At 63.8% G+C, this 20288-nt stretch carries 18 protein-coding genes and 1 pseudogene; 7 read left to right on the forward strand and 12 right to left on the reverse strand.

Annotated features, from left to right (window positions below; all coding sequences use genetic code 11):
• Positions 1-430 precede the first annotated feature (430 nt).
• Both DB459_RS18475 and DB459_RS18480 read left to right on the forward strand, forming a co-directional pair.
• The gene (locus DB459_RS18475; RefSeq protein WP_253706724.1) at positions 431-1591 is read left to right on the forward strand and encodes a glycosyltransferase family 2 protein; all 1161 of its coding nucleotides are present in this window, start codon (positions 431-433) and stop codon (positions 1589-1591) included.
• Positions 1588-3099, forward strand: a complete 1512-nt coding sequence (locus tag DB459_RS18480; RefSeq protein ID WP_253706725.1) for a glycosyltransferase family 39 protein — start codon at positions 1588-1590, stop codon at positions 3097-3099. Before DB459_RS18475 ends, DB459_RS18480 begins: the two co-directional genes overlap by 4 nt.
• A 503-nt stretch (positions 3100-3602) precedes the next feature.
• On the opposite strand, the gene groL is transcribed toward DB459_RS18480, so the two are convergent.
• Both groL and DB459_RS18490 read right to left on the reverse strand, forming a co-directional pair.
• A complete protein-coding gene (gene groL, locus DB459_RS18485) occupies positions 3603-5243 on the reverse strand; it encodes a chaperonin GroEL (RefSeq protein WP_253706726.1) in 1641 nt (546 codons plus the stop codon).
• Between the two features lie 43 nt (positions 5244-5286).
• Positions 5287-5601 carry a co-chaperone GroES gene (locus DB459_RS18490; RefSeq protein ID WP_253706727.1) on the reverse strand — a complete coding sequence of 105 codons (315 nt, stop codon included), beginning with the start codon at positions 5599-5601 and terminating at the stop codon, positions 5287-5289.
• Positions 5602-5938: 337 nt separating this feature from the next.
• Here DB459_RS18490 and DB459_RS18495 point away from each other — a divergent pair, with 337 nt between their 5' ends.
• Entirely contained in the window at positions 5939-6244 is a 306-nt protein-coding gene (locus tag DB459_RS18495) for an usg protein (protein ID WP_253706728.1), read from the forward strand.
• 170 nt (positions 6245-6414) lie between these two features.
• Complete coding sequence (locus DB459_RS18500) at positions 6415-8067, forward strand: glycosyltransferase family 39 protein (RefSeq protein WP_253706729.1); 1653 nt, start codon at positions 6415-6417, stop codon at positions 8065-8067.
• Positions 8068-8171: 104 nt separating this feature from the next.
• Here DB459_RS18500 and DB459_RS18505 read toward each other — a convergent pair whose 3' ends face one another.
• The 5 genes from DB459_RS18505 to DB459_RS18525 all read right to left on the reverse strand — a co-directional run bounded on the left by DB459_RS18505 (position 8172) and on the right by DB459_RS18525 (position 13245).
• The gene (locus DB459_RS18505; protein WP_253706730.1) at positions 8172-8927 is read right to left on the reverse strand and encodes an SDR family oxidoreductase; all 756 of its coding nucleotides are present in this window, start codon (positions 8925-8927) and stop codon (positions 8172-8174) included.
• Between the two features lie 137 nt (positions 8928-9064).
• Entirely contained in the window at positions 9065-9832 is a 768-nt protein-coding gene (locus DB459_RS18510) for a proteasome-type protease (RefSeq protein ID WP_253706731.1), read from the reverse strand.
• A gap of 127 nt (positions 9833-9959) precedes the next feature.
• Positions 9960-10784: a transglutaminase family protein gene (locus DB459_RS18515; protein WP_253706732.1), complete on the reverse strand. Its 825-nt coding sequence runs from the start codon at positions 10782-10784 to the stop codon at positions 9960-9962.
• 29 nt (positions 10785-10813) lie between these two features.
• The gene (locus DB459_RS18520; RefSeq protein WP_253706733.1) at positions 10814-11758 is read right to left on the reverse strand and encodes an alpha-E domain-containing protein; all 945 of its coding nucleotides are present in this window, start codon (positions 11756-11758) and stop codon (positions 10814-10816) included.
• A 68-nt stretch (positions 11759-11826) separates the two neighbouring features.
• Entirely contained in the window at positions 11827-13245 is a 1419-nt protein-coding gene (locus tag DB459_RS18525) for a circularly permuted type 2 ATP-grasp protein (RefSeq protein ID WP_253706734.1), read from the reverse strand.
• Between the two features lie 235 nt (positions 13246-13480).
• Between DB459_RS18525 and DB459_RS18530 the strand changes: the two genes are divergently transcribed.
• The 3 genes from DB459_RS18530 to DB459_RS18540 are packed head-to-tail and all read left to right on the forward strand — an operon-like array spanning position 13481 to position 15428.
• Entirely contained in the window at positions 13481-14224 is a 744-nt protein-coding gene (locus DB459_RS18530; protein WP_253706735.1) for a molybdopterin-binding protein, read from the forward strand.
• 34 nt (positions 14225-14258) lie between these two features.
• On the forward strand, positions 14259-14771 hold the full coding sequence (gene gpt / locus DB459_RS18535; RefSeq protein WP_253706736.1) for a xanthine phosphoribosyltransferase: 513 nt from the start codon (positions 14259-14261) through the stop codon (positions 14769-14771).
• 24 nt (positions 14772-14795) lie between these two features.
• Positions 14796-15428, forward strand: coding sequence for a hypothetical protein (locus DB459_RS18540; protein ID WP_253706737.1), 633 nt, complete (start codon positions 14796-14798; stop codon positions 15426-15428).
• 53 nt (positions 15429-15481) lie between these two features.
• Here the strand turns inward: DB459_RS18540 and DB459_RS18545 are convergent, their stop codons facing one another.
• From DB459_RS18545 to DB459_RS18565, 5 genes and pseudogenes are all read right to left on the reverse strand, one after another.
• On the reverse strand, positions 15482-16504 hold the full coding sequence (locus DB459_RS18545) for a methionine synthase (RefSeq protein WP_253706738.1): 1023 nt from the start codon (positions 16502-16504) through the stop codon (positions 15482-15484).
• Between the two features lie 189 nt (positions 16505-16693).
• Positions 16694-17640, reverse strand: a protein-coding gene (locus DB459_RS18550; RefSeq protein ID WP_253706644.1) for an IS630 family transposase whose coding sequence is annotated in 2 segments (ribosomal slippage) — positions 16694-17301 and positions 17301-17640 — 948 coding nt in all. Because the reading frame shifts where the segments join, the coding sequence is not laid out codon by codon here.
• Positions 17641-17997: 357 nt separating this feature from the next.
• Positions 17998-18722 (reverse strand): IS5 family transposase gene (locus DB459_RS18555; RefSeq protein ID WP_371926993.1). Its coding sequence is split into 2 segments (ribosomal slippage): positions 17998-18416 and positions 18416-18722, totalling 726 coding nucleotides; the frame shifts between segments, so codons are not numbered across the junction.
• 20 nt (positions 18723-18742) lie between these two features.
• A protein-coding gene (locus DB459_RS18560; RefSeq protein ID WP_253706739.1) for an IS3 family transposase occupies positions 18743-19875 on the reverse strand; the annotation gives its coding sequence in 2 pieces (ribosomal slippage) (positions 18743-19620 and positions 19620-19875; 1134 coding nt in all).
• 83 nt (positions 19876-19958) lie between these two features.
• Positions 19959-20036, reverse strand: a pseudogene (locus tag DB459_RS18565) (IS5/IS1182 family transposase); the annotation flags it as partial.
• Positions 20037-20288 lie beyond the last annotated feature (252 nt).

The following is a 20288-nucleotide window of genomic DNA, read 5'->3' on the forward strand; positions in this document are numbered from 1 at the left end:
GAGGGCTCGCGCGCCCGGCCTTGGCCTTGGTGGTCGTTGTCGTTGCCGTCGCGGCTTTGGCTTTTCTGACCATCGGGTGCCCCTTGCAGATCGGCGGACGCACACCATATTGCCTCTAACGGCGATGTCGATGCTTTCCCCCGAAGCTCCATGGCCGGGACGACCACGAGATGGTTTGGCTGCGCCGGATGTACGCGCGCCACATCTTTCGTGGTCGTTGGCGTTTTAGGGGCTCGCTTCGGCAAGGCGAGTTGCGGCAATGATCGCAAGCCTTGAGCCCTGGCACATATCCCCCGGATCCTGTCCGGTCTCGTTCCAGCCTCATCGGCGGACTTTGTTCCAAGTCCTGTTCCAAGTCCTGCTCCAGGCTCGTTCCATGCCCTGTTCCGTGTCTTGGCACGGTGGGGCCACCCCGCTATATGCTGCCGCCATGATCGAATCGGCGACCCCGGCCGCGCCCGCGGCCCATTCACCGGCCGGTGCCGGGGCGCCGCGCCCGCAGCGCGCCCTGCAATTGTCGGTGATCATTCCGACCTTCAATGAACGCGGCAACGTGGCGGTGCTGTTCCGTCGCCTGCAGACGACGCTTGCTGGCATCGCCTGGGAGGTGGTGTTCGTCGACGACAACTCACCGGACGGCACCTGGCAGGCGGTGCGGGAGCTTGCGGCTGGCGACGGCCGGGTGCGCTGCCTGCGCCGCATCGGTCGTCGCGGCCTGTCGGGGGCCTGTATCGAGGGCATTCTCGCCTCCAGCGCGCCGGTGGTGGCGGTGATGGATGCCGACCTGCAGCATGACGAGACCCAGTTGCCACGGATGCTGAAACTGATCGAGGACGGCGCCGCCGAGCTCGTGGTCGGCAGCCGCTATGTCGAGGGCGGCAGCGCCCACGGCCTCGCGGACAAGCGGCGCGTCGGCTTCAGCGTCGCTGCGACCATGATGGCGAAGAAGCTGCTGGGGGTCGCCATCGCCGACCCAATGAGCGGCTTCTTCATGATCCGCCGCGACTGCTTCGAGGACCTGGCGCCTTCATTGTCGATTCAGGGGTTCAAGATCCTCCTCGACATCGTCGCGACCGGCCATGGCCGGCTGCGCACGGTCGAGGTGCCGTTCAAGTTCGGCGCCCGCCAGCATGGCGAGAGCAAGCTCGACTCCATGGTGGCCATGGACTTCTTCGGCCTCGTGCTCGCCAAGCTCACCCGTGACCTCGTCTCGCTGCGCTTTCTGCTGTTCGCCCTGGTCGGCGGCTTCGGCCTGATCGTCCATATGTTGACGCTCGATCTCCTGCTGGTCGCCGGAGTGGCGTCGTTCGCGACCGCCCAGACCGTTGCCGCGCTGGTCGCCATGACCAGCAACTTCCTCCTCAACAACGCGCTGACCTATCGCGACCAGCGGCTCAAGGCCTTCGCCCTGCTGCGCGGCTTATTGGTGTTCTACATCGTCTGCGCGGTCGGGCTCCTCGCCAATGTCGGTGTCGCCTTCTCGATCTATGACCAGGAACAGAACTGGTGGCTTGCCGGCGTTTCTGGCGCCCTGATGGGCGTGGTCTGGAATTACGCGGTGTCGAGCCTGTTCGTCTGGCGCCGCCGATGACGCCGCATGACTGGAAGGCCGGGCGAGGGGTCGTCCTTGCGGTCGGCGCCATGGTGCTGCTGCGGCTGATCGGCGCCGCCGTGACCCCGCTGACGTTCGACGAGGCCTATTACTGGACCTGGTCGAAGCATCTCGCCGGCGGCTACTACGATCACCCGCCGATGGTTGCGCTCGTCATCCGGCTCGGCACCATGTTCGCGGGCGACACGCAATTGGGTGTCCGGCTCGCTTCGGTGCTGTTGGCGCTGCCCATGAGCTGGGCGGTGTACCGCGCCACGGAAATCCTGTTCGGCAGCGCTCTGATCGCCGGCCGGGCCACATTGCTGCTCAATGCCACTTTGATGGTGGCCGTCGGTACCCTGATCGTCACGCCCGATGCGCCGCTGATGGTCGCGTCGAGCTTCGTGCTGTTCTGCCTCGCCAAGGTGCTTCAGACCGGCCGCGGCCCATGGTGGCTCGCGGTCGGAGCTGCGGTCGGCGCGGCGCTGCTGTCGAAATACACGGCGCTGCTGTTCGGCGTCGGCATTCTCGCTTGGCTGCTTGCGGTGCCGAAGCTGCGGTCCTGGCTGCGCTCACCCTGGCCCTATGCCGGCGGCGTCGTCGCCTTCGCCGTGTTTGCGCCGGTGATCGCCTGGAATGCCCAGCACCAGTGGGTGTCGTTCATCAAGCAGTTCGGCCGCGCCCGGGTCGATGGCCTGACGCTGCGTTTTCTCGTCGAATTGATCCCGGCGCAGTTCGGCTTCGCCACGCCGCTCGTCTTCATTCTCGGCGCCATGGGCCTCATCGTGCTGATGCGCCGCGGCCCGGGCGACGCGCCGGCCCGGGCGCTGGTTAACGCGCTGTTCTGGCCCATTGTGCTCTATTTCGTCTGGCATTCGCTGCACAGCCGGGTCGAGGCCAACTGGCTGGGCCCCGTCTACCCGACTTTCGCCATCGCTGCCGCGCTCGCCCTCGATGGGCAATGGAACGCCCGCAATCGGCGCACCGTTGAATTTTGCGCGCGCTGGGCCGTGCCCGGCGCGGTGGCGCTGCTGATCGTGCTGATGGTCCAGGCCAATACCGGATGGTTCACCGGCTATCGCCGGGATCCCAGCGTCAAGCATGTCGGTGTCGGCTGGCGCGAGCTCGCCGCGGCAATCGAGGTGGAGCGGCAGCGTGTCGGCGCTTCCTGCGTGCTCGGCTCCGACTATGGCACCGTCGGCTGGCTGACCTTCTACCTGCCGCCGGGGACCTGCGTGCAGCAGCGCAGCCAGCGCATCCGCTGGGTCAATATGACCGAGCCAGATCCCGCGCTTCTGCAGGGCCGGCTGCTGTATGTCGATGAGGTGCGGCCGGACGGCCCGGCAGCGCTCAAGCCGCTGTTCGTGCGTGTGGAGAAGCTGATCGAGCTGCCGCGCAGGCGCGGGCCATTGGTCATCGAGACCTACGAGATCGACTTGCTGGAAGGGGCGAAGGGAGGGGCGCTGGACCGCTCACCACCGCCGGAGCTCGGTGGGCCACCGGACTAGTGCGGCGTCTCGCAATTGCCTATGCCCTTTGTGGCAAGCCCCTGGAGGCAATTGCGAGACATAAGCCACACTAGCTTTTTGATTTTGCTAGTGTCCCGTTTCCAACGTTCGTATTCCTTTGCAGCAGGCGCTTCTACGAACGTTGGAAACAAAGGGACACTAGCATCATTATGATTCTAGTGTGGTTTTGGATCTGACGCTCGTTCGAAGAACTCGCTGCAATACTGAAACGAGCGTCAGATCCACCACACTAGTGTCCCGATGTCTCCGAATGACCGTGCGAGGGTGAGGCAAACGAAGCGGTCCTTCGGAGACAGGACACTGGAGAGGGCGGCTCAATTCCGTTCAAGGCCGGATCCGAATGCATGGGAGGCCGCGATCGCGGTTGGCGGTTGCGGGGATCGCGTGACGAGGCCCCATTCTGCGACACGCCTGACGAGGCCGTGCAAGCAAAAAGCCCGGCATCGCTGCCGGGCTTTCGCATTTTTCGCTGGTGGCGAGACTTAGAAGTCCATGCCGCCCATGCCGCCGCCCGGAGGCATCGCGGGGCCGCCGGACGACTTCTTCGGCAGCTCGGCGACCATGGCCTCGGTGGTGATCAGGAGGCCCGCAACCGAAGCTGCGTTCTGGATCGCCGCACGCACCACCTTGGTCGGGTCGATGATGCCCTTGGTGACCAGGTTGACGTATTCGCCGCTCTGCGAGTCGAAGCCGTAGGCATACTGCTCCTTCTCCAGGATCTTGCCGATGATCACCGAGCCGTCCTCGCCGGCGTTCATGGCGATCTGGCGGGCCGGAGCGGAGAGGGCCTTGCGGACGATCTCGACGCCGGTCTTCTGGTCGTCATTGGCGGTCCGGATGCGCTTGAGCTGCTCGGAGGCGCGCAACAGGGCGACGCCGCCGCCCGGCAGAATGCCTTCCTCGACAGCCGCCCGGGTTGCATGCATCGCGTCATCAACGCGGTCCTTGCGCTCCTTGACCTCGACCTCGGTGGCGCCGCCGACGCGGATCACCGCGACGCCGCCGGCCAGCTTGGCGAGACGCTCCTGGAGCTTCTCACGGTCGTAGTCCGAGGTGGTTTCCTCGATCTGCGCCTTGATCTGGGCGACGCGCGCTTCGATGTCGGCCTTCTTGCCGGCGCCGTTGACGATCGTGGTGTTCTCCTTGTCGATCATCACCTTCTTGGCGCGGCCGAGCATCTGCAGGGTCACGTTCTCAAGCTTGATGCCGAGATCTTCCGAGATCGCGGTGCCGCCGGTCAGGATCGCGATGTCCTGCAGCATGGCCTTGCGGCGATCGCCGAAGCCCGGAGCTTTGACGGCAGCAACCTTGAGGCCGCCGCGCAGGCGGTTGACGACGAGGGTGGCGAGGGCTTCGCCTTCGACGTCTTCAGCAACGATCACCAGCGGCTTGCCGGTCTGTACCACGGCCTCGAGCAGCGGCAGCAGTTCGTTGAGCGAGGAGAGCTTCTTCTCGTTGATCAGGATGTAGGCGTCGTCGAATTCGACGCGCATCTTGTCGGCATTGGTGACGAAGTAGGGGGAGATGTAGCCGCGGTCGAACTGCATGCCCTCGACGACATCGAGCTCGGTTTCGAGCGACTTGGCTTCCTCGACGGTGATGACGCCTTCGTTGCCGACCTTCTTCATCGCGTCGGCGAGGAACTTGCCGATTTCGGAGTCGCCGTTGGCTGAAATGGTGCCGACCTGGGCGATTTCCTCGTTCGAAGTGACCTTCTTGGAGTTCTTCACGAGGTCCGCAACGACGGCTTCGACAGCAAGGTCGATGCCGCGCTTCAGATCCATTGGGTTCATGCCGGCGGCAACCGACTTGGCGCCTTCCTTGACGATGGCCTGGGCCAGCACGGTCGCGGTGGTGGTGCCGTCGCCGGCGATGTCGGCCGACTTGGATGCCACTTCGCGCACCATTTGCGCGCCCATGTTCTCGAACTTGTCTTCGAGCTCGATCTCCTTGGCGACGGTGACGCCGTCCTTGGTGATGCGCGGAGCGCCGAACGACTTGTCGAGAACGACGTTGCGGCCCTTCGGACCCAGCGTCACCTTGACGGCGTTGGCGAGAATGTCGACGCCGCGCAGCATCTTGTCGCGCGCATCTACGCCGAATTTGACTTCTTTAGCTGACATTGTGTGTTTTCCCTTGGATTCGGTTGTCGAGAAGAGACGGCGCTTACGCAGCCTTCTTGCCGGCGCTGTGGCCTTCCAGTACGCCGAGGATGTCGCTTTCCTTCATGATCAGCACTTCGGTGCCGTCGATCTTGACCTCGGTGCCCGACCACTTGCCGAACAGAACGATGTCGCCGACCTTGAGGTCGATCGGGATCAGCTTCCCGGCTTCGTCGCGGCCACCCGGGCCGACGGCGACGATCTCGCCCTGGGAAGGCTTTTCCTTCGCGCTGTCGGGGATGATGATGCCACCGGCCGTCTTGGTTTCCGCGTCGATGCGCTTGACCACAACACGATCGTGAAGCGGACGGAATTTCATCGCGTTTCTCCTAAGCCTATGAAAAAGCTGATTTTATATGATGTTGGCAGTCGCTGGTAGCGAGTGCTACCGCATGGCCGACATAGGCGGCAGACAAGGTGCAATCAAGACCGCCTGGAGATTTTTTTGGCACTCGGGCGAACAGAGTGCCACGATGGTTATCGGCAGCCTTAGCGGCGCACTGCGCTGATGATCCGGGCTGCTAGCAATATTCTTTGTTTGCTGCTAATGCCTTGATTATAAACACTTTATTGAACATTTGAGCTTGAGATGACTTGCCGCTTTGCGTCACATTTTTGATGTGAGCGCATTGCGCGCTCCGGAGTTGGAGCCAGGCATGACCGTGAAAGCCCCCATTGCGCCGTCCCGCAGTACCGTGTCCGAAGGGTTCAAGAAGCAACTCGCCGGTTACGGGCTGACGACGGCCGAGATCCTCTACCGTCGTCCTGACCGCCGCTGGCTACTGCAGAGCTTCGTTTGGCAGGATTACGACATGTTCCCGGAATTCCCGGCATTGCAGGACTTTCTCAGCTTTTGGCAGCAGAAGCTCGACGGGCCGTTATTCTCAGTTACCGTCGTCCATTCGCGGCTGATCAAGCCGGCCGAATTCAAGGCGGTGGACGGGGTGTTCCGGCTGCACTGAGGCCTCGAGAGTTTGGGCCGGGGTGCCGTGGCCGTGCGCCTTCCTGTGAATGGTGCACGGATTGACGCCACGAGCCCCAAGGCCCACAGAGGCGGCGTGTGGAGCGGGGCATGGCGGCACGATGGTCGCGGCTTTTGCCCGCGCTGTTATTCGCCTGCGGATGCCCCCGAATGCTCGACCGTCCCATCACCGGACCGGCACCAGCGACCGCGCCCGCGGTCGAGCCGGCCTCACCCGATTTCGTGCTCAGCCGTCTCACCATGTTCGGCTGGGCCGGCGGCCTCGCCGCGATCCTCGCCGGCATCGTGCTGTCGTTCTTCCTGTTCGGCTATTTTGCCATCTACTGGCGCAACGCCGACATGGATTTCATGGTGGTCTACAACGCCTTGGTGCTGAACGAGGGACTCCCCAAGGAGTTCTTCGACCATCCGAGCTTCTTCACCATCCTGTCGGTGAAGTTCGCGTTTCAGGTGCTGCACGGCCTCGGACTGCTCGATGCCTACAGGCTCTCGGCCATTCCTTCGGCGGCCGATCCCGACGCCTTCGGCGCCGCCATGACTGCTGCGGTGAGGGCGGGACGCCTCGTCGCCCTCATCACTGCCTGTACGTCAGTGGTGGTCTTCGCCATGCTGTCGCGTCGCGCCCTGCGCGACCGACGCATTGCGCTGCTCGCCACCTTCGCCTTTGCCTTCTCCGGCGGCGTCGCGGTGCATCTTCGCATCCTGCGCAGTGAAATGATCGCCGCCTCGTTCGTCGTCTTCGCGCTGCTCATCGTCATCGCTGCCGCACGGCGGCCCGGGCTGTGGCGGCCGGTCGCGCTGGGCGCCGCGGCCATGCTCTGCGTTATGGCGCTCGAGAACAAGGTGCATGCGATCTTCGTGATCGCTGCGCTGCCGCCGCTCAGCCTGTTCTTCGGCCAATCGGCTGCACCGAGCGATCTGTTCTGGCGAGAGTCGCCACGCGCCTGGCCTGCGGTCGGTCTGCTCGGCGCCGCCGCCGTGCTGTTGTGCTGGTGGGCGGCCCCGATCGTCGCTGCGGGATATGATCCGGCTGCCATCGCCGTCGCAGGACTGAAGCCGATGCTGTTCGGCCGCTTCGGCGTCTACCAATGGGCGCTCGCGGCTGAGGTCGTTTTGGCAGTCGTCGTCTACGCGCTGATCTGGCGCGTCGCCACGGCGGAAGCCGCGGCGACGCTGCCGGCGCTGCTGGCAGGCGCGGCGCTCGGGCTCTTGGCGCTCGATCTGCAGTTCAACGTCAACGACGCCGTCGCCGTCCTCAATCCGATCGAGAAGATGCTGGCCTTTGCACCGATAGGCGAGGACAACGTCAAGAGCCTGGGCGGGATCATCGCCGAGCTCAACGCTCTTTTCGTCTGGGTTTTACGTCGCTACAGCTTCGTCCTCTACCCTTCGTCCCGACCGACGCTCGTCGTGCTGTGGCTGGTGGTGCCGGGCATCCTCTATGCCCTGGTCCGCGGCAAGCCGCAGTTGGCGCTTCAGGCGATCTTGCTGGTCGCGATCGCTGCCGGGATCGACACGCTCGGCATCACGCGCGGTCTCAAGTCGGAATATTTCGTCCTCAGTGATCCGTTCATCATCATCGCCGGCGCGCTGCTGCTCGACGGCATGCCGCAGCTGTTGGCGCCGCGCTGGACGCTGCCCTTCGGCATGGTGCTGATAGTGATCCATGTGGTGGCGGCGCATCCCGAGCCGGTCAAGATGATGACCAAACGCAGCGGTCCGGAATACATCTGCGAGTGGAACCAGATCTATCAGCCGCTGTTGCCGATGCCCTGGTGCGCGTTGCCGGCGGTGAAATCGTAACTGGCCGCGCCGCGGCCTCGTCTCGAGCGGCACAGTCCCTCATGGTTCGAGAAGCCTGCGCGGCAGCCGTCTCGAACCATGAGGCCCGGTTGCGTGAGCTCAGCTCAGCCCCGGCCGACGAACGGCATCTTGGTCGCCATCACTGTCATGAACAGGACGTTGGCGTCGAGCGGCAGGCTCGCCATGTACACGACCGCGTTGGCGACCGCTTCGACGTCCATGCGCGGTTCGGGGATCCTGCGACCGTCGGGCTGCAATACGCCTTCGACCATGCGGCTGGTCATGTCGGTTGCGGCATTGCCGATGTCGATCTGGCCGCAGGCGATGTCATAGGCGCGGCCGTCCAGTGCGGTGGACTTGGTCAGGCCGGTGATCGCGTGCTTGGTCGAGGTATAGGCCGCCGAAAACGGCCGAGGCGCGTGGGCCGAGATCGATCCGTTGTTGATGATGCGGCCGCCGCGCGGGGTCTGGTCCTTCATGATCCGGAAGGCGTGCTGGGTGCACAGGAAGGGCGCGGTCAGGTTGGTGTCGACCACCGCCTTCCACTGCTCGACGCTGACGTCTTCGAAGGGGACCGTCGGCGCGCCGATGCCGGCATTGTTGAACAGCAGATCCAATCGGCCGAAGGCTTCCTTGGTCTTGGCGAACAGCGCCGCGATCGAGGCGGGATTGGTCATGTCGGCGGGCACCGGCAGGCTCCTGCCGCCGAGGCTCTCGCCGGCCCTGGCGGTCTCGGCCAGCGCCTCGGCGCGCCGTCCGGTCAGCACCACGGCGAAACCCGCTTTCATCAGCGCGAGCGATGTCGCTCGCCCCACGCCCGAGCCCGCACCCGTGACGATTGCTACCTTCTCTCCGGCCATGTTTCCTCACCTGTTTTCTTGTCGATCCCCCGTCGCGATCCAGATCCGCCCGGGACCTTGCGACGGGTCGAAGCGAATGTCCGCTGGTCGCGCCTGGTGGTTTCAGGAAATTCGAAGCGAATTTCGGTTTCGGGACTTTAGCGGGTCTTGGCGGTCGGGGCCACGGCGTCGAGATAGGGCGGCCGTGGAATGCCCTGATGCGCAGCGCGCAGAGCCGCCGACCAGCGTGCGCGCAGATCGTGGAAATAGGGCTCGTCGGCCTCGATCCGGTAGTTCAGTTCCGGCTGCAGCACGTCGGGACGCGCGATCAGCACGTCGATCGGCAGTCCGACGCCGAGATTGGAGCGCATGGTCGAATCCATCGACACCAGGCCGACCTTGAGGGCATCGTGCAGGTCGACGTCATAGGTGACAGCGCGGTCGAGCACCGGTTTGCCGTATTTGTGTTCTCCGATCTGGAGATAGGGCGTGTCGGTGGTGCATTCGATGAAGTTGCCCGCCGGATAGACCATGAACAGGCGCATCCGGCCGCCCTTGATCTGTCCGCCGAACAGGAAGGAAACGTCGAAATTGATGTCTTCGGCGCGCGGCGCCGTACCTTCGGTCTCAAGGACATGGCGGATCGCGCGGCCGATGCGCTGCGCCGCCTGGAACATGGTCGGCGCATTCGTCAGCGTCTCGAGTTCCCCGGTGTCGGGGTTCTCGACGCCCTCGGTCAGCGTGCTCAGCACCGACTGGCTGATCGACAGGTTGCCGGCGCTGGCGACCGCCATCACGCGCTCGCCCGGCTTGGTGAAGACGTGGAGCTTGCGGAAGGTCGAGATGTTGTCGAGCCCGGCATTGGTGCGGGTGTCGGCGATCATCACCAGGCCGTCGCGCACCAGAATTCCGCAGCAATAAGTCATGACGCTCGCAGTCCTGCCCGATGGAGTGGATTTGACAGTCGCGACCCGCCTGGAGGCGGGCCTGTGAAGCGAATGTACGGATGCTCTTACCCGTTGAGGGCGATCGCGGCAACGGCGGCGGCGGTGTTCACGACTGGCTCTGGCGTCCGGCCTGCTGGATCCTGACCGCCACTTCAAGGCTTTCCGAGCCGCCACCGTAGCGAGTGCCGCGCACCGGGGCTGCGCCGAGATGATCGAGCGCGACCGCGACGCGAACATGGGCGTCGGTGGTGGAAACGGTGTTGGCCGGGTCGAAGCCGACCCAGCCGAGTTTCGGCACGTAGGCTTCGGCCCAGGCATGACCGGTCTGGCGGGACGGGGCGACGTCGCTGCGCAGGAAGTGGCCCGAGACGAATCGGGCAGGCACGCCGGCATTGCGTGCGCAGGCGACAAAGATGTGAGCGTAATCCTGGCATACTCCGCGGCCGAGCGCGAAGGCTTCGGCGGCATTGCTGCCGGAAGCGGTCGGATCATTCTCGTAGCTCATGTGAGCCTCGATCTGCAGCATCAGCGCGTGCAGGAAACCGAGCACGTCCTCGCCGCTCTGGCGGCGCAGGTCGTGGGCGAGGATGCGCATCTCCTCGCTCGTTTCGGTGAGCGGCGTCGTGCGCAGGAACAGGCTCGGAGGAAACCGTTCTTCGGTGCCGCGCACCACACCGCTGGCGTCGCTGGTTTCGACGACGCCCTCGACATGGATGGTGAGGTCGGCCAGAGGCCCGTGGCTGAGCAGGTGGGTGATGTTGCCGAATGCGTCTTGGTGCATCTGCAGCCGCGAGTCGGTCGACACGAAGATCTGCCAGTCCACCACATACTGGCTCTCGAAGCTGCGCGGGGTCATGCGCAGGACCTGGATCACGCCGCCGGCCGGCGGCTCGTAACGATAGGTGGTGGTATGGTCGATGCGCAGGCGCATGCGTCAGATGCCGGTGCCGGTTTTCGTTGTCAGGTCAGGTACTGCTTGGTGACGATCTCGCCGAGGCGGTTGTTGTCGGCGATGAATTCCTCGATGAATTCGTGCAGCCCGTGCTGGAAGATGTCGTCGATGTGGCTGTGCTCGAGACGGTTGCGGACGCCGCGGGCGTGACGCTGGGACGGGCCCTGGCGGCCGTAGGCGACGCCGATATTGTCGAGATTGCGCACCAGATTGCCGTAGCAGCTCGACAGCGAGCGCGGCAAGCTGTCGTTGAGGATCAGGAGATCGGCGATCAGCCAGGGCTTGAGGGTCTCGCGATAGACCCAGTGATAGGCGGTGAGCGCCGAGACCGAGCGCAGGATCGAGGTCCACTGATAGTAGTCGAGCGGACCGCCGACATGCTCCTCCTCGGGGAGCAGCATGTGGTATTTGACGTCGAGGATGCGTGCGGTGTTGTCGGCGCGTTCGAGGTGCAGGCCGAGCCGCGAGAACCAGTAGGCATCGTTGCGCAGCATGGTGCGGTAGGCCGAGCCGTCGAAGCGGAGCGAGGTTTCCTGGACGAAGCGCAGGAATTTGGCGAGGTGCTCGCGCGATTTGACACCGTGCTGCCAGGATTGCTGCAATTCGATCCAGGCGCTGTTGAGCGTGTCCCACATCTCACCGGTCAGGGCGGTGCGCACCGAGCGGGCGTTGAGCCGCGCCGCCTCGATGCAATTGCGGATCGAAGAGGGATTGTCGAGGGAGAAGGCGAGGTAGTCGACCACGCTGCGCTCGTTGGCGGTCTCGTGCGTCTCGTAGAAGGCGCTGCCGATGCCGGCGGTGAGCAGCGCTGATTCCCATTCGTTGGTTTTGCCGACATAGGCAGCCGGCAACGATGTGGCGCGCAGGGTCGCGTCGATGGTGCGCGCGAGATATTCGGCGCGTTCGACGTAGCGGGCCAGCCAGAACAGATTTTCAGCGGTGCGCGACAGCATGCGTCAGGGGTGCTCGTTGGGAGGAGGCGAGGGGCGGCAGGGCTCGGTCGGCCGGCGAAGGCGATGTCCTATTCATCGAGGATCCAGGTGTCTTTGGTGCCGCCTCCCTGACTGGAATTGACCACCAGCGAGCCTTCCTTGAGCGCGACGCGAGTGAGGCCGCCGGGCACGACGGTGACGTGGTCGCGGCCGGTGAGGATGAACGGCCGCAGGTCGACGTGCCGCGGCGCAAGGCCTACCTTGGTGGCCGTCGGACAGGTCGACAGCGCCAGCGTCGGCTGGGCGATGAAGCCTTCCGGGTCATGGACCAGCTTGGCGCGGAACGCGCTGATCTGTTCCTTGGTCGCCGCCGGTCCGATCAGCATGCCGTAGCCGCCCGAACCGTGGACCTCCTTGACGACCAGGTCGCCCAGGTTGTCGAGCACGTAGGCGAGATCGTCCTTTTCGCGGCAGCGCCAGGTCGGCACATTCTTCAGGATCGGCGCTTCGCCGAGATAGAACCGCACGATCTCCGGCATGTAGCTGTAGACCGCCTTGTCGTCGGCAATGCCGGTGCCGACCGCATTGGCCAGCGTCACATTGCCGGCCATATAGGCCGACATCAGTCCGGGCACGCCAAGCACCGAATCGGGCCGGAAGGTCAGGGGGTCGATGAAGTCGTCGTCGAGGCGTCGATAGATGACGTCGACCCGTTTGAGCCCCTCGGTGGTGCGCATGAACACCTCATCGTCCTTGACGATGAGGTCGCGGCCTTCCACCAGCTCGATGCCGAGCTTGTCGGCCAGGAAGGAATGTTCGTAATAGGCCGAATTGTAGACACCGGGGGTGAGCAGGGCCACGTTCGGCTCGGCCGCGGCGGTGGCCGGGGCCACCGAACGCAACGTGGCGAGGAGTTCGTCGGGATAGCTCTCGACCGGCGCCACGCGGTGGCGGGCGAACAGATCCGGGAAGAGCCGCATCATGATTTCGCGGTTCTCAAGCATGTAGGAGACGCCGGACGGGGTCCGGGCATTGTCCTCGAGCACGTAGAAGTCGTCGGGGCCGACGCGGACGATGTCGATGCCGGCGATATGGACATAGACATCGTGCGGGACATCCTGGCCGTTCATCTCCGGTCGGAAGACCGGGTTCTGGAAGATCAGGTCATCGGGGACGATCCCCGCCCGCAGGATGTCCCGGCCGTGATAGATGTCCCGCAGGAACATGTTGAGGGCGCGAACCCGCTGCTTGAGGCCGAGCTCCAGATGGCTCCATTCCCGTCCCGACAGAATGCGCGGAATGACGTCGAAGGGGATCAGCCGTTCCTGGGCCTCGGCCTCGCCGTAAACCGCGAAGGTGATACCGATCCGGCGGAACAGCAGCTCGGCTTCCTGCCGGCGATATTCCAGGGCCTCCGGGGGTGTTTCCTTGAGCCAGTCGGAGAGGGCCGCATAGGCGGGGCGAAGCGAGCCATTGGGCCCATTCATTTCGTCGAAGGCAATAGCCATGAAACCTGAGTGCCGTTTGGACGCCATGCGCGAGCATGCATGACTAAAACGGGTGGTAGCAAGGGTTGGGCCAGCGCAATATGCACGGTTGTCGGGCAAACCGTGCTGTGCTGGAAATACGGTGCCCGAAAAAAAGGCGGGGAAATGCTCAGCGACCGGGCAGCTTGTGCTGGTCCGAGCCCTGCGCATGACGCAAGACTTTCGCGGGTTGGGACGCGCCTGGAAGGAGAATTGGATGACCGAGATCGTCACCGCGGCAATTCTGGTGATCGGCGATGAAATCCTGTCCGGCCGGACCAAGGACAAGAACATCGGCTACATCGCGGAGTACCTCACCAATATTGGCATCGACCTCAAGGAGGTGCGGGTGGTGGCCGACGACGAGACCGCCATCATTGAGGCTCTCGACGCGCTGCGCAGTCGCTACACTTACGTCTTTACCACCGGGGGCATTGGCCCGACCCATGACGACATCACCGCCGACAGCATCGCCAAGGCCTTCGGCGTCGGCATCGACCATCATCCCGAAGTCGTGGCCCGCTTCCGCCAGCGCTTCTCCGCGGCGGAGCTCAACGAGGCGCGGCTGCGGATGGCGCGAATTCCCGACGGCGCCGAGCTGATCCAGAGCGCCACGATCCTGGCGCCGGGGTTCAAGATCGGCAATGTCATCGTCATGGCCGGGGTGCCCTCGATCATGCAGGCGATGCTCGACATCGTCTCGCCCAAGCTCAAATCCGGCGTCCGCATGCTGTCGGATACCGTGCGCGCCAATGCCCGCGAGGGCGACATCGGCAGCCCGTTGCGGACGATCGCCGAAGCCCATCCCGACACCAGTATCGGCAGCTATCCTTTCATCGACGAGAACGGTAAGCCGAATACCAATATTGTGGTGCGATCGCGCGATGCCGAGAAACTCAAGGCGGCGATGATCGCGGTTACCGAAATGCTGGCCAAGTCGCCGCCGTTGCGACCGGCCTGAGCCGTCGCCATTTCTGAAGTTGCTGGAGATCCGAATGAGTTCACAGGAAGGCCCCCGTCCCGACAAGATGTTCCCGGTGTCATGGGATCAGTTTCACCGTGATTCGCGGGCTCTGGCCTGGCGCCTCAACGGCGCCGGTCCGTTCGAGGCGATCGTCGCCATTACGCGCGGCGGCCTGGTCGCCGCCGCCATCGTCGCCCGCGAGCTCGGGGTGCGCGTGATCGATACCGTCGGGGTGGCGAGCTACAATCACCAGGACCGGGGCGAGATCCGCATCCTCAAACACGTCTCCGAAGACGTGCTCAAGCTCGGCGGAGAGGGGGGGGGCGGCCTCCTGATCGTCGATGACCTCGTCGATACCGGCAAGACCGCCCGGGTGGTGCGGGAGATGATGCCGAAGGCGCATTTCGCCACGGTCTACGCCAAGCCCATGGGCCGGCCACTGGTCGACAGCTTTATTACCGAAGTGTCGCAGGATACCTGGATATTCTTCCCCTGGGACACCGGCCTGTCGTTCCAGCCGCCGATCCGCGACGGCGCGGCCTAGCCGCCGAGGAGGGTGAGGGCGCCGGTGCCGCTGCAGAACCGCGTCACGCCGCTCGGCGACATCATCGCCACACCGCACCGTGGCCTGTTCACCGGCAACCGCGGCATCATCCATGATCCGGCGACCCGCAGCCTGACGGCGCGGCGCTGGACCAGCCCGGCCTGGATCGTCTGCCTGTGCGACTTTCGCGGCCGGCGGCGCGAGGTCATGGGCACGCGAAGCTGGACCGAACTGTTCTTTCTGGATGAGGCGACCGCACTCGCCGCCGGCCATCGGCCCTGTTTCTATTGCCGGCGTTCCGACGCCGAGGCGTTCCGCGCCGCCTGGGCGCGCGGTCGCGGGCTGGCGGCGGGTGAGCGGCCCCGCGCCGCGGAGATCGACCGGGTGCTTCACGGCGAGCGCCTCGACGGCCGCAGCCGGCGGCTGCACCCGCTGGCTATGGAGGCAACGGCGCTGCCGGACGGTGCCTTTGTGCAATCGGGGGCACAGAGCCTGCTGGTGGCGCACGGCAGGTTGTGGCCGTGGTCGCCCGGCGGTTATGGCGCCGCCGTCGCGTCGCCGGCGGGGATGATGCTGCTGCTGACGCCGCTCTCGACCGTCGCGGCCCTCGCGTCCGGCTATCGACCGATCCTGCATCCGAGCGTCGGCGGAAAGTGAGACTCGAGGCGCAGGCCTGTCCCGGGCCCACCAGGCGCGGGGAAGCGAAGACGTCAGCCCAAGCGCTGGCGGGCGAGGCGGGCGCCGTCGCCCAGCGCCTTGAGCTTGGCCTCGGCAATGTCACGGCGCATCGGCGCCATGCCGCAATTGGTGGTCGGGATCAACTGGTCGGCGGGGACGAATTTGAGCACCGCCTCGATGGTGGCGGCGACGTCCTCGGCGGTCTCGACGGTGTCACGCGCGACATCGATCACCCCGGCCTGTACCACCTTGCCCGGCAGCAGCCGCAGCAGTTCGAGGGGCACCCGCGAATTGCGGCATTCGATCGCGACCTGCTGGATCGAGCTCGCCGCAATTGCCGGGAAAGTCTCCTCATATTGTCGCCATTCGCCGCCGAGCGTCTCCTTCCAGTCGGTGTTGGCCTTGATGCCGTAGCCGTAGCAGATGTGGACGGCGGTGGCGCAGGGCAGCCCTTCCGCGGCGCGCTCCAGCGCCTTGATGCCCCAATCGCGGACCTCGGCCATGTAGACGTTGAAGGCCGGTTCATCAAACTGGATGAGGTCGACGCCGTCGGCCGCGAGGGCCCGTGCTTCGGTATTGAGCAGTTCGGCGAAAGCGAAGGCCATTTTGACGCGGTCGCCGTAGTGGTGGTCGGCGATGGTGTCGATGATGGTCATCGGCCCGGGCAACGTGAATTTCAACTTGCGGCCGGTATGGGCCCGTGCCGCCCGGGCCTCGAAGGCGTGGACCCGGCCCTTCAGCCGCAGTGGCGCCACGACCTGCGGCACCATCGCCTTATAGCGGTCGGCGCGGATCCCCATCTCGACCTTGTGGGCGAAGTCGATGCCCTCGACCGCCTCGAGGAAGCCGTGGACGAAATGCTGGCGCGCCTGTTCGCCCTCGGTGACGATGTCGATTCCCGCATCTTCCTGAAGCTTGATGGCGAGCAGCGTGGCATCGCGCTTGGCGCTTGCAAGTTCAGCGCCTTGCGCCCGCCACGGCGCCCACAGGCGGTTCGGCTCGGCGAGCCATCCGGGTTTGGGCAGCGATCCGGCGATGGTGGTGGGAAAGAGCATGGCAGGTTCCGGCGTTGGGTCAGCTAGGATCCCGATTTTAACGTTCGTATCCCTTTGTAGCGAGCACTCATCGTTAGAACCAAAGGGACACCAGTATAGTCATAATTCTAGAGCGTTTTCCCGCGAAGTGGATACCGGTTCGCGCGAAGAAAACGCGTCGAAACAAAAAAAAACTAGAGCAGACTCCGATCAAGGTGGATCATATCCGCATGCGGCGAAGTAGTTTGCGCATTGGGCGGGCTTGAAGATGTCGGCGCAGGTTTCGAGGGCGCGCATCAGGGCGGCGACAGTTCGCTCGGCGATTTTGCGCAAATGCGCTTTCAGCTTGGAAAACGCCTTCTCGATCGGGTTCATGTCGGGGCTATAGGGCGGGAGGTAGAGCAGCTCGGCGCCCGCGGCCTCGATCAACTCCTTGACCCGCGGCCCCTTGTGGGCGGACAGATTGTCCATGACGACAACGTCGCCTTTCGTGAGGGTAGGAACGAGGCAGTGTTCCACCCAGTCCTCGAACAGGGCGGCGGTGATCGGACGATCATAGGTCTTCGCCGCCACGAGCCCGCGAAGGCGGATGCCGGCGACGAGCGTGACCGTCTTGTAATGGCCGTGCGGCACGCCGACGCGCAGCCGCCGCCCACGCCGGCAACGCCCGCCTTTGCGCGCCAAATTGGTCGAGGCGCCCGTTTCGTCGATGAAGACGAGCTTCTCGGGATCGAGATCGAGCTGTCGCTCGAACCATTCGAGGCGTTGCTTCAGGACGTCCGGCCGCTGCTGCTCCGAGGCGTGTGCGGTCTTTTTTTAAACGTGACGCCATGACGGTCGAAGAAGCGCCACAGCACGGAACTCGAAAAATGCTCGCCGCAATTCCTGATCAGACGTTCCTGGATCTCCAGCAGGGTGACGTCCGGCGTGCGCCGGATCAGACCCATCAGATAGCCGTGATGGGCTTCGATGCGGCCGGAGCGGCGATCGCCTCCAGTCGGCTTCGGCGACATTTCTCCCGTCGTCTCGAATTGCTTGACCCAGCGCACGGCGCTCGCAATGCTGACTTCGAAACGCTTCGCCGCCGCATTGCGCGACAGCCCGCCCGAGACGACAGCCTCCACCACTCGTTTGCGAAGATCGTCGGAAAGCGCCATTCCAGCCGCCTCCATTCTGCGGCAGGAATCATGAATCAGATGTCAGCCGATTCGGGAATCCTGATTCGATTCACATCGCTCGGAGCCTGCTCTAGTGCGGTGGATCTGACGCTCGTTTCAGTATTGCAGCGAGCTCTTCATACGAGCGTCCGATCCAAAACCGCACTAGAATCATATTGATGCTAGTGTGGCGTCTCGCAATTGCCTATGCCCTTTGCGGCAAGCCCCTGTAGGCAATTGCGAGACATAAGCCACACTAGCTTTTTGATTTTGCTAGTGTCCCGATGTCTCCGAATGACCGTGCGAGGGTGAGGCAAACGAAGCGGTAATTCGGAGACGGGACACTAAGGCCTGTCCTCAATTGAGCCAGATGATAACCGCCGCGAGGTGGATTGCGGCGAGGAAATTTCTGGCGGTTTTGTCGTAGCGGGTAGCGATGGCGCGGTATTGCTTGAGCTTGCAGAAGAAATTCTCGATGAGATGGCGTGCCTTATAGGCGTGCTTGTCGAAATCGCGCTGGAGCTGCCGGTGGCGCCTGGGCGGGATCACGACCGACTTTCCCCGTGCCAGCAACGGGGCAATCACCCGTTCGTCGGCGTCGAAGGCCTTGTCTGCCAATAAGGCGTCGGCCGCCATGTCGGGCAGCAGTGCATCGGCGCCCTCCAGATCATGGGCTTGGCCGGGCGTCAGGATGAAGTCCAGCGGATTGCCCAGGGCATCGACAAGCGCATGGATCTTGGTGCTCAGCCCGCCTTTGCTGCGCCCGATAGCTTGGTTTTCGCCGTCTTTTTTTGTGCGCCGGCACTGTGCTGATGCGCCCGCACGATCGTGCTGTCGATCATCGCGTACTCATTGTCGGCATCGCTCGCCAGCATCTTAAACAGCTTCTTCCACACCCCGCTCTTCGTCCAGCGCGAAAAACGCGTATGTATCTTGATCGGATCGCCGAAGCGTTCGGGCAAATCTCGCCAAGGGATCCCGGCTCGATAGCGGTAGATCACCGCTTCTACAAACAGCCGATTGTCTTTGGCCGTGCCCCCTTGAGGTGGTCCCGGTTGTCTGAACAGATTTTCCGCGTCGATAAGTGGAGGCTCTGCCGGGGTTAGGCCGCCGCGCGGAGCGGAGGAAGATCGAAGTAGGCTTGATCCGGGGTGCGGTCGTCAAGGCTCGAATGCGGGCGGCGGCCATTGTAAAAGTCGAGATACCGACCAATCGAGCTTCGCGCCTCGCCGACGGTCTCATAGGCTCGCAGATAGACCTCCTCGTATTTGACGCTTTTCCACAGCCTCTCAACGAACACGTTGTCCCGCCAAGCTCCTTTGCCGTCCATGCTGATGGCGATGCCGTTATCGGCGAGCACGCCGGTGAAGGCCGCGCCAGTGAACTGCGAGCCCTGGTCGGTGTTGAATATGTCCGGCTTGCCGTGACGCGCGAGAGCATCCTCCAATGTCTCGACACAGAAGGACGCCTCCATCGTAATCGACAATCGCCAGGACAGAACACGACGCGTCGCCCAATCGAGCACGGCGGCGAGATAGACGAAGCCGTGGGCCATCGGGATATAGGTGATGTCCATGGCCCAGACCTGGTTCGGTCGCGTGATCTCCATGCCGTGCAGCAGATACGGATAGATCTTGTGGCCGGGTTCAGGCTTCGTCGTGCGCGGCCGGCGATAGAGCGCCTCTATCCCCATCCGCCGCATCAGCGTCTTCACATGCCGGCGGCCGACCTTGCACCCCCGCAAGGCCAGCAGGCCTCGCAACATACGCGAACCGGCGAAGGGGTATTCCAGGTGCAGCCGATCGATCTGTTGCATGATCTCGAGGTCGGCGGGCGATACTGGGCGGGGCAGATAATAAACGCTGCCCCGGCTGATCTTCAAAACCTCTGCCTGCTTGGTGATCGACAGATCGTGCTCACGGTCGATCATCGCTTTGCGCTCAGCAATCCCGCCTTGGTGAGCGCGCCTTCTAAAAAATCGTTCTCCAGCGTCAGCTCCCCGATCTTGGCATGGAGCGACTTCACATCGATCGCGGGGATGGCCGGCGCTCCGCCTCCCGATCCGAAAACCTCAGACGCGCTGCCCTCGAGCTGCGATTTCCATGCGGTGATCTGATTGGGGTGAACGTCGAAATGCTCGGCCAGTTGGACGATCGTCCGATCGCCCTTGATGGCGGCCAGAGCCACCTTCGCCTTGAAGGCCGGTGAGTGGTTCCGGCGGGGTCGTCTCTTCATGGTCTCTCCTGTTCGCGGCGATTATCGCCGTTGTCAGGCAGAAATTCCACTTATCGTCCTGTCCAGATTTCCGGGACCAGCTCACCTACATGCCCTTCACGTCCGGGCAAAATATCCTTGATCCTATCCCATTGATCGTCCCGAAGGGCGTAGCGGCGCATTTGGTCAGCTCCGAATCAGCTGACCGCCTATGAATCATGCGATAATCTGCTTGGGAATCCTCTAATTGAGGACAGGCTCTAGTGTCCCTTTGTTTCCAACGTTCGTAGAAGCGCCGGCTGTAAAGGAATGCGAACGTTGGAAATGGGACACTAGAGCCTTCGCTCCGATTCCATCGGTGCGGAGAAAGCTCTAGCCAACAAGAACGAACCGCCGACGCGCTCCTGCGCGACCAAGACGTGAGAGGCGTTCGG

The sequence above is a fragment of the Bradyrhizobium sp. WD16 genome, from assembly GCF_024181725.1.
Classification (GTDB): domain Bacteria; phylum Pseudomonadota; class Alphaproteobacteria; order Rhizobiales; family Xanthobacteraceae; genus Bradyrhizobium_A.